This window comes from Enterococcus sp. LJL128 (assembly GCF_056924295.1).
Genome location: NZ_JBXPBP010000009.1, coordinates 88,925 through 105,085 on the forward strand (window position 1 = coordinate 88,925; position 16,161 = coordinate 105,085).

The 16,161-nt window shown below is 40.7% G+C and carries 10 protein-coding genes; 9 read left to right on the forward strand and 1 reads right to left on the reverse strand.

Translation table 11 applies throughout. The features are described 5' to 3' along the window. Positions 1–11: 11 nt before the first annotated feature. The 6 genes from AC1Z3K_RS11925 to AC1Z3K_RS11950 all read left to right on the forward strand — a co-directional run bounded on the left by AC1Z3K_RS11925 (position 12) and on the right by AC1Z3K_RS11950 (position 11,198). On the forward strand, positions 12–1,178 hold the full coding sequence (locus tag AC1Z3K_RS11925; RefSeq protein WP_461732830.1) for a 1-deoxy-D-xylulose-5-phosphate reductoisomerase: 1,167 nt from the start codon (positions 12–14) through the stop codon (positions 1,176–1,178). Further along, positions 1,175–2,431, forward strand: coding sequence for an RIP metalloprotease RseP (rseP, locus tag AC1Z3K_RS11930; protein ID WP_461732831.1), 1,257 nt, complete (start codon positions 1,175–1,177; stop codon positions 2,429–2,431). The genes AC1Z3K_RS11925 and rseP overlap by 4 nt, the downstream gene beginning before the upstream one ends. 251 nt (positions 2,432–2,682) lie before the next feature. Beyond that, entirely contained in the window at positions 2,683–4,395 is a 1,713-nt protein-coding gene (locus tag AC1Z3K_RS11935) for a proline--tRNA ligase (protein ID WP_461732832.1), read from the forward strand. Positions 4,396–4,651: 256 nt separating this feature from the next. Beyond that, positions 4,652–5,605 carry an alpha/beta hydrolase gene (locus AC1Z3K_RS11940; protein ID WP_461732833.1) on the forward strand — a complete coding sequence of 318 codons (954 nt, stop codon included), beginning with the start codon at positions 4,652–4,654 and terminating at the stop codon, positions 5,603–5,605. A 500-nt stretch (positions 5,606–6,105) separates the two neighbouring features. After that, on the forward strand, positions 6,106–10,488 hold the full coding sequence (locus AC1Z3K_RS11945) for a PolC-type DNA polymerase III (RefSeq protein ID WP_461732834.1): 4,383 nt from the start codon (positions 6,106–6,108) through the stop codon (positions 10,486–10,488). 320 nt (positions 10,489–10,808) lie between these two features. Continuing rightward, positions 10,809–11,198 (forward strand): DUF1307 domain-containing protein, encoded by a 390-nt coding sequence (locus tag AC1Z3K_RS11950; RefSeq protein ID WP_426084444.1) that lies wholly within the window; start codon positions 10,809–10,811, stop codon positions 11,196–11,198. 144 nt (positions 11,199–11,342) lie between these two features. Here AC1Z3K_RS11950 and AC1Z3K_RS11955 read toward each other — a convergent pair whose 3' ends face one another. Continuing rightward, positions 11,343–12,341, reverse strand: coding sequence for an NAD(P)-dependent oxidoreductase (locus AC1Z3K_RS11955; protein ID WP_461732835.1), 999 nt, complete (start codon positions 12,339–12,341; stop codon positions 11,343–11,345). 221 nt (positions 12,342–12,562) lie between these two features. Between AC1Z3K_RS11955 and zapA the strand changes: the two genes are divergently transcribed. The 3 genes from zapA to AC1Z3K_RS11970 all read left to right on the forward strand — a co-directional run bounded on the left by zapA (position 12,563) and on the right by AC1Z3K_RS11970 (position 16,062). Next, positions 12,563–13,015 (forward strand): cell division protein ZapA, encoded by a 453-nt coding sequence (gene zapA, locus AC1Z3K_RS11960; RefSeq protein WP_426084442.1) that lies wholly within the window; start codon positions 12,563–12,565, stop codon positions 13,013–13,015. Between the two features lie 18 nt (positions 13,016–13,033). Then, positions 13,034–13,582: a CvpA family protein gene (locus tag AC1Z3K_RS11965; RefSeq protein ID WP_461732836.1), complete on the forward strand. Its 549-nt coding sequence runs from the start codon at positions 13,034–13,036 to the stop codon at positions 13,580–13,582. Between the two features lie 113 nt (positions 13,583–13,695). Further along, positions 13,696–16,062 (forward strand): endonuclease MutS2, encoded by a 2,367-nt coding sequence (locus AC1Z3K_RS11970; RefSeq protein ID WP_426084440.1) that lies wholly within the window; start codon positions 13,696–13,698, stop codon positions 16,060–16,062. Positions 16,063–16,161 lie beyond the last annotated feature (99 nt).

The following is a 16,161-nucleotide window of genomic DNA, read 5'->3' on the forward strand; positions in this document are numbered from 1 at the left end:
AGTTTTTCTTTATGATTAAAAAAATTGCATTACTTGGTGCTACAGGCTCAATCGGTTCCAGTACGGTTGACGTTGTGACAGCCTATCCAGACCGGTTTCAAATTGTTTCATTGACATTTCATTCAAATATCAGTAAGGGCAGAGAGCTGATTGAACAGCTTCAGCCTGTCTATGTCGGTGTTGGCACAACAGAACTAAAAAAGGAGCTGGAAGTGTCTTATCCCGAAATTGAGTTCGGCGTAGGTGAAGCGGGAATGGTTCGCGCAGCAACGCTTGCTGAAATTGATGTTGTGCTTACGGCTGTTACCGGAAGTGTGGGTCTGCGGCCTACACTAGCTGCTATCGAAGCAGGAAAAGACATTGCTTTAGCGAACAAGGAAACATTGGTGATGGCAGGTCAGTGGGTAATGGCCGCTGCTGAGAAGCATCAGGTATCGATTTTACCCGTTGATAGCGAACATTCAGCCATTTTTCAATGTTTAGAAGGAGCACATGGAAAGACTAATTTGAAAGAAATTGTAATCACAGCTTCTGGCGGCAGCTTTCGAGATTTGAGCCGGGAGGAGCTTAAGGATGTAACACTTGAACAGGCATTAAAGCACCCGAATTGGTCAATGGGGGAAAAAATAACAATAGACTCTTCAACAATGGTCAATAAAGGCCTTGAAGTGATTGAAGCCCATTGGTTATTTAATATAAACTATGATAAAATAAAAGTTGTTTTACATAAGGAAAGTATTGTTCATTCAATGGTGGGCTTTAAGGATGGTGCATATTTGGCACAGCTGGGTCCAAGCGATATGAGAGAACCCATTCAGTATGCATTGACTTATCCGGAACGTATGCCGATAAAAAATGAAAAGCCATTTGATTTATCTGAATTAGGACAGCTGAATTTTGCTTCCATGGATTTGGTACGTTTTCCGATGCTGGCTTTAGCTTTTAGAGCGGGTGAAAAAGGCGGGGCGTACCCAACGGTTTTCAATGCAGCGAATGAAATAGCGGTAGCAGCTTTTATCAATGGAGAGATTTCTTATCTTCAGATTGAAGAGCTGATTACTAAAGCGGTATCTGAACATCAGGAAGTGCCGTCGCTTACATTGGATGATGTAATTGCTATTGATAAAGAAACACGGATACTCGTGAAACGATGGATAAAGGAAGAAGGAAATTTATGAAAACAATTATTACATTTATCATTGTCTTCGGAATTCTTGTGCTTGTGCACGAGTTCGGCCATTTCTTTTTTGCCAAAAGAGCGGGCATTTTGGTTCGTGAATTTGCGATTGGTATGGGCCCTAAGATTTTTTCTCATCAGGGGAAAGACGGTACTGCATATACGCTGCGGATTCTACCGGTAGGCGGTTATGTACGAATGGCAGGAGCTGAAGAAGACGAAGTAGAGCTAAAACCAGGTATGATGCTCTCCCTAATGGTCAATGAGGAGAATAAAGTCGTTAAGATTAATACCAGTAAAAAAGTTCAGCTTCCCAATAGTATTCCTATTGAGCTGCTGGAATACGATCTTGAAAAAGAGCTGTATATCAAAGGATATGAAAATGGCGATGAGTCAGAAGAAGTAACATATACGGTTGACCACGACGCGAATATTATTGAGCCAAATGGTGTAGAGGTACGGATTGCACCAGTTGATGTCCAATTTCAGTCAGCTAAATTGAGTCAGCGGATGCTGACAAACTTTGCCGGACCGATGAATAACTTCATACTGGCGGTAATTTTATTTACGGTTTCTGTATTTATGAGCGGTGGTGTCACTGTAACGAACACGAATCGAATTGGTGACGTACAGCCGAATAGTGTAGCTGAAAAAGCCGGTCTAAAAAAAGACGACCAGATTTTGTCAATTGACGGGAAAAAGGTGGACGACTGGCAAGGAATGATTACACTGATTCAGGAAAATCCTGAGAAGCCATTAGCCTTTGAAGTGAAAAGCGGAAATGAAACAAAGGAACTGACGGTTACTCCTGAAAAGGATGCAAACGTTGGTAAAATTGGTGTGAGTGTCCCCAGAAAGGACAGTTTGACAGATAAGCTGTTGGGCGGGGTCACTGAAACAATCAATAATTCTACAATGATATTTAAAACACTGGGTTCCCTTTTTACTAGCTTTAACTTAAATAAACTTGGTGGACCAGTAATGATGTTCCAAATGTCTTCAGAAGCATCAAAAGCCGGCATCGAAACAGTTATCTGGTTGATGGCAATGTTGTCTGTAAACTTAGGAATCGTTAACTTACTGCCTATTCCTGCGTTGGACGGCGGTAAGCTGGTATTGAATGTTTTAGAAGGCGTTCGTGGTAAGCCGCTGAGTCAGGAAAAGGAAATGATTATCACTTTAGTCGGTGTGGGTCTTGTTATGCTTTTAATGATTCTTGTCACCTGGAATGATATTCAGCGTTTCTTTTTCTAATTTACTGCTGATTGCTTACCAACCTTTTCTGTTGCCTGTCCAATGATGTTGGGACAAAGCAAGTGTCAGGGCTCTTAAAGAATACCTGAACTCTTTTAATCATAGAAAGCATAAAATTAGTGTTTAGTTGAATAGCTTACTGGGGGAACTGAGCAGGATTGTGAAGGGAAACGCGCGAACAGCGGTTTTGTATGCTTCCTGTCTACTCAAAAAGTATATTATTCAGCTTTTCTTACAAAGGAGAAATTTTAATGAAACAGTCAAAAATGTTAATACCAACCCTGCGCGAGGTGCCAAATGATGCAGAAGTATTGAGTCATCAGATATTGCTGAGAGCCGGCTATATCCGTCAGGTTTCTGCGGGAATCTACTCTTATTTGCCTTTAGCTAACCGTGTATTGGCAAAGCTGAAAAAAATCATGAGAGAAGAATTCGACAAAATCGGTGCAGTGGAAATGCTAATGCCTAGCCTGCTGCCGGCAGAGCTTTGGAAAGAATCAGGGCGGTATGAAACATATGGACCAAATCTTTATCGCTTAAAGGATCGAAATGAGCGGGACTATTTGTTAGGTCCTACCCATGAAGAAACATTCACTGAGTTAATAAGAGATGAAGTAAATTCTTACAAAAAATTACCGTTAAACCTTTACCAAATTCAAACAAAATACCGTGATGAAAAACGTCCTAGGTTTGGATTGCTGCGTGGTAGAGAATTCATCATGAAGGATGGCTATTCATTCCATGCTAACGATGAAAGTTTGGACGAAGCATATAAGGATTATGAAAAAGCTTATTCAGCCATTTTTGAGCGCTGTGGTTTAGAATTTCGTGCGATTATCGGCGATGGTGGTGCAATGGGTGGTAAGGATTCAAAAGAATTTATGGCAATTTCAGATATTGGTGAGGATACAATTTGCTACTCCACTGAAGGAGATTACGCAGCAAATCTGGAAATGGCAACAAGCCTTTATACACCTAAAAAATCTCATGAAAGTCAAGTAGACCTTGAAAAAGTGGCTACCCCAAATGTAGGCACGATTCAGGAGGTTGCTGAATTTTTTGAAATCGAACCACAAAAGATTATTAAATCTGTTTTGTTTATCGCTGATGAGGCGCCTGTAATGGTTCTGGTTCGAGGAGATCACGAAGTTAATGATGTTAAACTAAAAAACTTCCTTAATGCTGATTTTCTTGAAGAAGCAACAGAAGAAGATGTGAGAAAATATATTGGTGCTGACTTTGGTTCAATTGGACCAGTTGGTTTAGCTGAAGAAGTGAAGCTATATGCAGATTTGCATATTCAGGATTTGGCAAATGCTGTTGCTGGGGCTAATGAAACAGGCTTCCACTTAAAAAATGTTAATCTTGAAAGAGATATTCAGCCGCTAAGCTATGAAGATTTGCGTTTTGTTCAAGAAGGAGATCCTTCACCTGATGGTAATGGCGTTTTAGCCTTTACTAAAGGCATTGAAATCGGTCATATCTTTAAGCTGGGAACACGCTATAGTGAAGCGATGGGTGCGAACGTTCTAGATGAAAACGGCAGAGAGATTCCTGTGATTATGGGCTGCTACGGAATTGGAGTTAGCCGTCTGCTTTCAGCGATTGTTGAACAGAATGCGGATGAAAATGGTATTAACTGGCCGAAAGGAACAGCGCCTTTTGATTTGCATGTTGTACAGATGAATATTAAAGATGAGTATCAAATCCGTCTAGCTCAAGAAGTAGAGGAACTAATGAATGCTGCCGGCTACGAAGTGTTGGTAGACGACCGTAACGAGCGTGCCGGTGTTAAGTTTGCTGATGCAGATTTAATTGGCTGCCCAATTCGGATTACTGTAGGTAAGAAAGCTGTAGATGGCGTTGTTGAAGTAAAAATTAAAAAGACAGGTGAAATGCTTGAAGTCCGTAAAGAGGAACTGGAAAACACCTTGTCTATTTTACTAAATTCTGAAAATAATTAAGTGAAGAATAGCTTGTCCTGGAAACTTTTTCGGGACAAGTTTTTTTATTTTTTACAAGCTGGTGGAAAGATAGCTGCTTTTTTTAGATAGCTTACTATCAGTTAATGCATCTGCAATTCGTTGGGACCGTTTCAAATTTTGTAGGGATTTTTTTCTCTGTAAGTTGTTTTAAAGTAGAAAAAAGCAAGTTGTTTGTAAAAGAATAGCAGCAAGACTATCATGAAAAAGTACAAAAAATTGGAGAGGTGTGATTAGAATGGTGGAAAGAATTTCTTTGGAACAGTCAGCATTAGATTTCAGTGAAGCGAATGCAAAGGAACCATTTATTTATCAATTGCCGGTGGAAGAAGCACGTGCCTTATTGGAAAAGGTTCAGGATTCTCCCATTAATAAGTTTGACGCGGAAATTGAAGACCAGCTCTGGGATTTGGGTACGAATGGAACGATTAATGTCCGAACTGTAAAACCTAAAGCAGCATCAGAAAAATTACCTGTAATCCTCTACATCCATGGTGCAGGTTGGGTGCTTGGCAGTGCGCATACCCACGACAAATTAGTTCGTGAATTAGCAATAAGAACAAATTCGGTCGTTTTTGTACCAGAATGCGATCGAGCGCCGGAAGCAAAATATCCTACTGCTATTGAACAATGCTATGCAGTTCTTGAAAAAATAACTGAAAATGCAGAAGAACATTATGATACAAGCCGTTTAACAATAGCCGGTGATAGTGTCGGCGGAAATATGGCGACAGTTGTAGCTATTCTGGCAAAGGACAGGAAAGGCCCGAACATCAAGCAGCAGCTTCTCTACTATCCCGTGACGAATCACAGTTTTGACACCAAATCTTATCATCAGTTTGCCACTGACTATTTTTTAGCAAAAGACGGAATGAAATGGTTTTGGGATAATTATTTACCAGAAGGTCAGGATTCTACAATTAAAACAATCTCGCCGCTACAGGCAACAAAAGAAGAGCTCCAGGGACTTCCCGCTGCGATGATTTTAAACGGAGAAGCAGATGTTCTAAGAGATGAAGGAGAAGAATATGCCCGGCATTTACGAGACGCAGGTGTGGAGGTAACACAACTGCGTTTCCAAGGAATGATTCATGATTTTGTGATGGTGAATTCAATGGATCAAAGTAATGCAGCCAGAGCTGCAATGGATGTATCTGTTGATTGGATTAACAAAAAGAATATGAAAGCTTAGGCTAAATGTTTTCATACAATATGGAATTCCTCAGGCAAGCAGAACTATGAATCGGCATTATTTTTCTGAGTCTTCTTTTTTAAGTAAAGGAGTTGTGGTAGAAGTTCATGCCGGAGATAGATAGTCACTGTTTAAGTATTATCGAAATGAATTACGAGATGAACTGTGTAAAGAAGCTAAGGATAAAAAAGTCCTTGGCTTCTTTACGTGTACTGCCTGAATTTGTAGTTTTTTTAATGGTACAAGAGGTAAAAATACATGCGTAAAGCAATAAAACATGAAAGAAGGTCTGATTGTATTTCATAGAATTAAATAGTATACTTAACAATGTTCGGTTCTCTGATTTGGGACTGGAAGATGGCTGAGAAAAGCGGGGTAAAAGCTTATATATTCAACATTTTATCCCTAAAATGATTTTCTTGGAAAATCACTTTTACTTTGTATAATTGTGTAAATCAGCCTTTAAATGCAACGTGTATTTTTGAATGTAAAGAGGGTCAATGGAAATAGAGGAGGTTCGAATTTTGGAACAGGAAAGAGAACTATTTTTAAAGCTGCTGGATCAGATTCAGTTGGATCATTCTGAAAGAGAGCATCCCGTTTTAAAAGAGGGACGTATAAAAAAAGTAATGGTTCATCAAAAAAGCCGCTTGTGGGAGTTTCACCTTGAGCTACCTGAAATTATGCCGGTTATGTTGTACCAGTCGTTTATTCAGCATATGGAGCTTGCATTTCAGTCGATTGCAGATACATCTGTGACGATTTCCAGCGGCAACGGCGGAGCTTTTACAGAGCAGCAGCTTGTTGATTACTGGCAGCTGGCGTTATTGAATAATCAATGTGATTCCCCCTTAGTTCAACGAGTAGTAAAAAAACAGACACCTGTTATTCAAGATCAGAAAATCATTTTGCCTGTTGACAACGAAGCAGTCATTCCCTATCTAAAGCAGCAGTATCTGCCTATCATCGAGCAGCTATACAGCCAGTATGGCTTTAAAAAATTTCACATTGAACCGAAGATGGATCAGGAGCAAGCAGAGCGCGTCTTGAAGCTTTTCGAAGAACGTAAGCAAGAGCAGGCTGAAGCTTTTCAGCAGCAGGCAGCTGAGTCTCTTGTAAAGCATGAACAACGGAAAAAAGAAAAGCAGGAAAGCGGTGCAGGAGCATTGGATGGACCAGTCAGATTGGGGCGTAACATCCCTGCTGACGAGCCGATTATGCCGATGGGAAATATTCTCGAAGAAGAACGTAGAGTGACCATCGAAGGATACATTTTTGATAAAGAAATTAGAGAGCTGCGTTCTAAACGTAAAATCCTTATTCTAAAAATTACTGATTATACCTCGTCTTTTATTGTAAAGAAATTTTCAAACGGCGAAAAAGATGAACAGGTTTTCGAAGCAATTCAAAATAACAGCTGGATTCGTGTGAGAGGAAGTATTCAGGAAGATACTTTCATGCGGGATTTAGTGATGAATGCTCAGGATTTGATGGAAGTTGCCCATGAAGTGAGAAAAGATTATGCTCCTGAAGGAGAAAAACGGGTAGAACTTCATCTTCACAGCAACATGAGTACTATGGACGCGACAAATAAAATTGGCGATTTGGTGGCTCAGGCTGGAAAATGGGGACACAAAGCGATTGCAATAACAGATCATGGCGGTGCCCAGTCATTTCCTGATGCCCATGCGGCTGGTAAAAAAGCCGGCGTGAAAATTCTTTACGGCTTAGAGGCCAATGTAGTAGATGACGGTGTGCCAATCGCCTACAACGAAGCGCATATTGAGCTGCATGACGCAACTTATGTTGTTTTTGACGTGGAAACGACTGGACTTTCAGCGGTTTACGATACAATTATTGAGCTGGCGGCCGTAAAAATGCATAAAGGGAATATCATTGAAACCTTTGAGCAGTTTATTGACCCTGGACATCCTCTGTCTCAAACAACCATAAATTTAACGGGGATTACGGATGAAATGGTTCGCGGCTCCAAGTCTGAAAAAGAAGTACTGACAATGTTCAGAGAATTTTCAGAGGGAACGATTCTGGTTGCCCATAATGCATCATTCGATATGGGATTCTTGAATACCAGTTATGGAAAATACGACATACCGGAAGCTGAAAATCCAGTGATTGATACGCTGGAACTATCCAGATTTTTGCATCCGACATTTAAAAGTCACCGGTTGAACACCTTGTCTAAAAAATTCGGCGTCAATCTTGAACAGCATCACCGGGCGATTTATGACTCTGAGTCGACAGGTCACCTATGTTGGATTTTCTTAAAGGACGCTAAAGAAAATCATGATATGTTTTACCACGATGATTTAAATAGACATATTGGCGAAGGGGATTCATATAAGCGTGCCCGGCCGTTCCATGCAACGATTCTGGCAACGACTCAAGCTGGACTAAAGAATCTATTCAAGCTAATTTCAATGTCTAATGTCAACTATTTTTTCCGGATACCTAGAATTCCCCGTTCTCAGTTGAATAAGCTGCGGGAAGGTCTGATTATCGGTTCGGCCTGTTCAAATGGTGAAATTTTTGAAGCGATGATGCAAAAAGGGGTAGAAGAGGCAAAAAATAAAGCAAAATTTTATGATTATATTGAGGTCATGCCCAAAGCAGTTTATGCGCCGCTACTAGAGCAGGAGCTGGTAAAAAATGAAAAAGATTTGGAGGAAATCATCGGCAATCTGGTTAAAATCGGTAATGAGCTTGATAAGCCGGTAGTCGCAACGGGTAATGTTCACTATCTAAATGAAGAAGACAGCGTTTATCGGAAAATCCTTATTGGATCAATGGGAGGAGCGAATCCGCTCAATCGTCATAGCTTACCGGCTGTTCACTTCAGAACTACCGATGAAATGCTGACAGCCTTCCAGTTTTTAGGTGCAGATGTTGCTCAGAAGATTGTAGTAGAAAATACCAATGCAATCGCTGATATGTGTGAAGAAATCACACCGGTTAAGGACGATTTATACACGCCGAAAATTCCGGGATCTGAGGATGAAATCCGAAATCTCAGCTATAATCGTGCCAAAGAGCTTTACGGTGACCCATTGCCGGATATTGTTGAGAAACGCTTGAAGAAGGAACTGGATAGTATCATTGGTAACGGCTTCTCCGTTATCTATCTGATTTCTCAAAAGCTGGTGCATAAGAGTATGGAAGATGGTTATCTGGTTGGTTCACGGGGATCCGTTGGCTCTAGCTTTGTAGCAACGATGACTGGAATTACCGAGGTAAATCCGTTGGCGCCTCACTATCACTGTCCAAACTGCCAATATTCTGAGTTCTTTGAAGACGGTTCTTACGGTTCAGGATTTGATATGCCTGAGAAAAAGTGTCCTGAGTGCGGCGCTCGTTTATTTAAAGATGGTCATGATATTCCATTTGAAACCTTTTTAGGTTTCCACGGAGATAAAGTTCCCGATATCGATTTGAACTTTTCTGGTGATTATCAGGCGGAAGCCCATGGCTATACTAAGGTTCTCTTCGGTGAAGAATATGTGTATCGTGCAGGAACGATTGGTACGGTTGCCGATAAAACCGCGTATGGTTATGTAAAAGGATATGAACGGGACCATAATCTCCATTTTCGCAGTGCGGAGATTGATCGTCTGGCGAAAGGTTCGACAGGTGTGAAGCGGACAACTGGTCAGCATCCAGGGGGGATTATTGTTATTCCCGATTATATGGATGTGTATGATTTTACGCCAATTCAATATCCGGCAGATGATCAGGATGCTGAATGGAAAACAACGCACTTTGATTTCCACTCCATTCACGATAACGTATTGAAGCTGGATATACTGGGGCACGATGATCCTACTGTTATTAGAATGCTTCAGGATTTATCTGGTATTGATCCTAAAACAATTCCTACAGATGATCCGGAGGTTATGCGGATTTTTGAAGGAACAGAAGTATTAGGCGTGACACCGGAACAGATTTTTTCTAAAACGGGAACATTGGGCATCCCAGAATTCGGTACTCGTTTTGTACGTGGTATGTTGGAAGAAACCCATCCTTCAACATTTGCAGAGCTGCTGCAGATTTCCGGCCTTTCTCATGGAACAGATGTATGGCTGGGAAATGCTGAGGAGCTGATTCGAAGAGGAGAAGCAAATCTGGCAGAAGTGATTGGCTGTCGGGATGATATCATGGTTTATCTAATCCATGCCGGACTTGATGATGGTATGGCCTTCAAGATTATGGAAACGGTGCGTAAAGGATTGTGGAACAAGATTCCGGATGATCTTCGAGACACATATTTAAAGGCAATGAAAGAAAATAATGTACCAGAGTGGTATATTGATTCCTGTTCGAAAATCAAGTACATGTTTCCTAAGGCTCATGCGGCCGCTTATGTACTTATGGCACTGCGGGTTGCTTACTTTAAAGTGTATTTCCCAATACTGTACTATTGTGCATACTTTTCAGTTCGGGCAGATGACTTTGATCTTGTGGCAATGTCTCAAGGAAAAGAAGGCGTGAAAGCTCGTATGAAAGAGATTCAGGATAAGGGCTTGGAAGCATCTACCAAGGAAAAAAACCTGCTGACTGTTCTTGAGCTTGCGAATGAGATGATTGAACGAGGCTACAAGTTTAGCATGATTGATTTGTATAAATCTGATGCGGAAAATTTTGTGATTGACGGCGATACATTGATTGCGCCTTTCCGTGCAGTGCCGAGTTTGGGATTAAACGTGGCCCGGGCAATTGTTGAGGCAAGGAAGGATCAGGAGTTCCTGTCAAAAGAAGATTTGGCCAACCGAGGCAAGGTATCCAAAACGCTGATAGAATATATGACTGAAAACGGCGTTTTAAAAGACCTGCCGGACGAAAATCAGCTGTCATTGTTTGATATGCTGTAGAATTGATGAGCTTGAAAAGCAGTGTTGAAAATGACGTAGGCTGAGTGCCAGGCAAAGGCAAACATTGATTGAAGAAGCTAGAAGATTTAGGGGGTTGGAACATTAGTGGATGCTTCCAGCTCCCTAAAGCCGTTTCAAAGGCTCTATGCTTGGAGGCTTGAAGTGAAGCAAAGCTTTAGATAGCTTCGATTTCATCAAATTCTAAATGTTAAACTACAAGGTAGGCGACTAATTAAAATGCTTATTAGCTAAAATTCTTCTTTTCTTTTCATTTAAAGACAAGTACAATAGAGGAGTATTAAAATTTTAGGAGGAAAGAAATGAAAAAGACGTTAAGAGTTCTATTTGGGGTGTTTTTATTAGTTGTTTTAGTTGGTTGTGGTGCTAAAACTGAAACGGATACGTTCAGTCAGTCGCCAATGACCGGTACAAAAGTATCAATCATCGTTGAACATGAGGGCGATAAAGTAACGAAAGTATCTGGAAAAGCCGTTATGGACAATGAAGTACTGCAAATTACTGATGAAGATATGGCAAAAGAAGTAGCTAAATCTTTTGAAGAATCTAGCGGTTTAGGCGATGCTGAAATGAAATATACTGAAAAAGAAACAATCATCACTTTTGATGCCCCTGATGAGAGTGTTGGCGTAGGAGCCAGCTTCAAAGAAGGCGAAGAAGCGTTGACTGAAATAGGATTCGAAAAAGAATAATTACAGATGCGTTAAAATAGCAGGCAAGGTATTCGAAAGAATAGCTTGCCTGTTATTTTTTACTGGTAAAAGAGCTATAAGCTTTTTATGGCTGTAAACGGTTGTCTTCAACAATCAGCGTGAGTCTGATTAGATGATGCATTTCTAATTAAGTTGAACCAGATTTTCACTGGTACCTGTCTGGTACATATCGTAAAGACTACCTAATGAGCTTTCCATAAGGATTTGCGAAGCTTCAAGAGTGTAGAAAGCAATATGGGGCGTGACAAGCACATTATCCAATGCCAACAGCTGTTCAATATAAGGATGTCTTTCGATTTGTTCTTCCTTTGTTTTATTAATATACAACTGCTCATTTTCCAGAGTGTCCAGCCCGGCGCCGGCAATTTCTTTTTCTGTTAGCGCAGTCAGAAGTGCATGGGTGTCGACTAACGGACCTCTAGCTGTATTGATTAAGAGAGCAGTCGGTTTCATCAGCGAAAGAATGTCTTTATTAATCAAATGATGGTTTTCAGCTACATATGGGGCGTGAAGGCTAAGAATATCTGCCTGGCTAGCAACTGCTTCCAATGAATCCTCATAAGTAAGTAAATCCTCTAAACCATTTTTGGGATACTTATCAAAAGCCACAACATTAGCACCTAGCGCTTTGAATAGCTGAGCAGTGGTTAAGCCAATATGACCAGTACCGATGATTCCCACTGTTAAATCATGAATTTCCCGACCGATTAAGCCATCTAACACAAAGTTTTGGTTTTGTTCCCGCTGCAGCAGACGAGGAATGCGGCGAAGCAGCATCATCGACAATGTCAATGCGTGTTCGGCAATCGCACGAGGGCTATATACTGGAACATTTACTGCTTTAATGTTATATTTTTCTAGATATTTCTTGGAAAGTCCATCAATACCGGCGGAACGTGTGGAGAGCAGCTGGATGCCGTATTCCGCCATTTTTTGATACATCGCTTCTTCATGCACAGCACTCATTTGCTGGAATGAAATAGCGTCTGCTCCGTTAGCTAATTCGACCGTTTCAGAATTGAGCTCACTACTGCTTGTTTCGATGGAAATCTTATGCTCAGCCGCCCATTTTTCAGCAACTGGTTTTTCTTTGGCACCAATACCGAAGATGAAAATTTTCATGATAATCTTCCTTTCTATTTTTCATTTTACGGAATTTTTAAGTTAATTCCCAGTATATTGTTTTAAGTTATCTCTAAAACAGATGAGAATAATCTTTTAAAACCTTTAATTTTTTCAATAAGTAGCATATAATAATAAAGGATTGCTCACACAAAAAATACCATAAAAGATATTTTTCGTGATATAATGGGGCTTACGGGTTATTTACAGGAGGGAAAAGCATGGCACATGACAAGACACGATATAAAGCCGTGATAGCAAATCATACGTATACAATTATTGGACAGGAAACGAAAAAGCATATGGATTTAGTAACGAGAATCGTTAATGAGCAATTGGCTGAAATTAAACATATATCTCCTCAGACCAATAATGAGCAAGCTTCTGTTTTGTTGGCTGTTAATGCGGTTTCCGATCAGCTGAAGAAGCAGGAAGAAGTGCTGAAGCTGAAGCAGGAAGTAGAAGAGCTGAAACGCAGAACAATTCGGGTAGCAGAGCTTGAAAATAGGATTAAGCGAATCGAAGCCATTGAAGCGGAAGCGAAGGGTGTGCTGAAGAAGAACGGTAAAGAAGATGTTGAAATCCATAACCATATGGAGGCACAGCAGATTTTGAACGAAAACCGGAAGCAGCAGATTCAAAACAAAGGTACTCAGGATACCCAGGAAAACTAAGCTTGAGAGGGTGACAGGATGTTAACATTACTGATACTTTTTATTTTAGCAATCGGTTTTTATACCGGTGCTAAAAGAGGATTTGTTTTACAGATTTTATATAGTGTGGGCTATTTTATTGCTTATCTTGTGGCAAAGAGCAATTATAAATCATTGGCTTCACACCTTGAACTATATATCCCTTATCCTTCAGCGACAGAAGAAACAAAACTGGTATTCTTTAAGCAGGAAATCGTTCTTGATTTGGATCAGGCATTTTATGCCGCAACAGCCTTTCTGATGATTTTATTTATTGGCTGGCTGATTGTTCGATTTATCGCAATTTTTGCGCATGGCTTAACTTTTTTACCGGTTTTGAAGCAGGCTGACTGGGTTGCAGGCGGGATTTTAAGTATGGTAGTGTTATATATAGGTCTATTTTTGATTTTGAGTACGCTGTCAATGATTCCTGTTGATTTTATTCAAAATCAGTTTGAAAGCAGCGGACTTGTTCGATTTATGCTGAAAGACACGCCAATTTTTTCTAAACAGGTTTATAATCTTTGGATAGAACAAATGATTAACTAATGTTAGGTTAGAGGTTTGTAAGAGAAGTTGAGACAATGTCCGATGCAGGCTTTTTGTTTCAGCTTTTTTTGTATCTTTTTTATGGTTAAGACTAGAAAATAGAAGGTGAAAAAATGAATGAGAAGATTTTAGCGACGCTAAATTTTGATAAAGTAAAGCAGTTGCTGATGGAATATACTGTAACGGCACAGGGCAGTGAGGAAGTCAGCAGTCTTTTGCCTAGTGTTGATAGCGATATTATTCAGTCCTGGCTGGCGGAAACAGAAGACGGTTTTAAGCTGCAGCGTCTGCGCGGCGGTATTCCTGTGCCAAAGCTGGAAAACATCCGTCCACATATGAAACGTATCCAAATCGGGGCAAATTTAAACGGATTGGAGCTGGCTCAGATTAGCAGGGTTCTTTCCACTACAGGAGAAGTTATCCGCTTTTTTGATGATTTAAAAGATAGCGAAATTGATCTGCTGCGGTTGTATGACTGGTTAGACCAGCTAGTAACGATTCCAGAGCTAAGCAGAAGACTAAAAACAGCCATAGCAGAAGATGGTCATGTTAACGATGAAGCATCTGCTGAGTTAAAAACGATTCGAAATAATATCAGAAGAAGTGAACAGACAATTCGAGAGCAGCTAGACGGAATTGTTCGAGGAAAAAATGCCAAATATTTAAGTGATGCAATTGTTACTATGAGAAATGAACGCTATGTAATTCCTGTTAAGCATGAATATCGGGGCGTATTTGGCGGAGTAGTTCATGATCAAAGCTCCTCTGGACAGACACTGTTTATTGAACCAAAACAAATTGTTGAGTTGAACAATCGCCTTCGTCAGCATCAAATTGCCGAACGGAACGAAATAGAACGGATTCTTTCAGAACTCTCAGCGGAGCTGGTTCCTTATCAACAGGAAATCATTCACAATGCGTATGTCATTGGTAAGTTTGATTTTATCAACAGCAAAGCACGGCTTGGCAAAGAGCTGAAGGCGGTAGTTCCAACCGTTAGTCTGGAGAAACACGTATACCTAAAACAAGCACGGCATCCTCTATTGGATCAGGAGACTGCTGTAGCCAATGATATTATTTTAGGAGATGACTATCAGGCGATTGTTATCACTGGTCCAAATACTGGTGGTAAAACAATCACCTTAAAAACGTTAGGACTGCTTCAGCTGATGGGACAATCAGGGCTGCCAATCCCAGCAGGAGAGGAAAGCGTTATCGGCATTTTCCATGAAGTATTTGCAGATATTGGCGATGAACAATCGATTGAACAAAGCTTAAGTACCTTTTCTTCACATATGACAAATATTGTCGATGTCTTGGGCAAGGTGAACGAGCATAGTCTGGTTCTGTTTGATGAGCTAGGCGCTGGTACTGATCCTCAGGAAGGAGCGGCGCTGGCTATTTCAATTTTGGATGCGCTAGGCAGCAAAAGTGCTTATGTCGTAGCAACGACTCATTATCCGGAACTGAAGGTGTATGGATATAACCGGGCGAAAACAATTAACGCCAGTATGGAGTTTGATGTAGATACTCTTAGCCCAACATATCGTCTGCTGATTGGTGTTCCTGGGCGAAGCAACGCGTTTGAAATTTCCCGTCGTCTAGGTCTTGAGGAAGGGATTATTAATGAAGCGAAGCAAATTATGGATGGAGAAAGTCAGGATTTGAATGAAATGATTGCTGATCTTGAAAACCGTAGAAAGATGGCAGAAACAGAATATCTTGAAGTTCGCCATTATGTAGACGAAGCACAGGTTCTGCACAAAGAGCTGAAGGATGCTTATAACTATTTTCTTGATGAGCGTGACAAAGAAATGGAAAAGGCCCGCAAAAAAGCGAATGAGCTTGTCACAGAAGCACAGGAAAGTGCAGAAGGCATTATCTCGGATATTCGTAAAATGCAGCTGAGCAGCGGGAAACAAGGCGGTGTGAAGGAGCATCAGTTGATTGATGCGAAAACACAGCTATCTAACCTTCATCAGGATGAAACTCATTTGCAAAAAAATAAGGTTCTGAAAAAAGCGAAAGAGAGCAAAAAGCTGAAAGCCGGTGACGAAGTAATGGTTACTACCTACGGACAACGGGGAACACTACTGAAAAAAGCCGGTGAGAATAGCTGGCAGGTTCAGCTGGGGATTTTGAAAATGACGGTTGACGAGGATGATATGACTTTGGCCGGCAAAGAAAAAGAACCAACACAGCGTATTACAGCTATTCGTTCAGCTGAATCCAGCCATGTCTCAAATCAGCTTGACCTTCGAGGAAAACGGTACGAGGAGGCACTGGCTGAAGTAGACCAGTATTTGGACGCTGCAATTCTAGCAGGCTATCCCCAAGTGACCATTGTCCATGGAAAAGGAACGGGTGCTCTAAGAACGGGGATTACTGAGTATCTAAAAAATCACCGCAGCGTGAGCAGCTATGAATTTGCACCAGGTAATCAAGGTGGGAACGGCGCAACAGTGGTTAAATTTAAATAAGCCAGTTATGCGTTAGTGATAGTTCATTGAAGAATAAATAGGCATTATTTTACAGGTGTCAATTACTCTCTTACTATTGGTAAGCAAAAAAATAGAGTA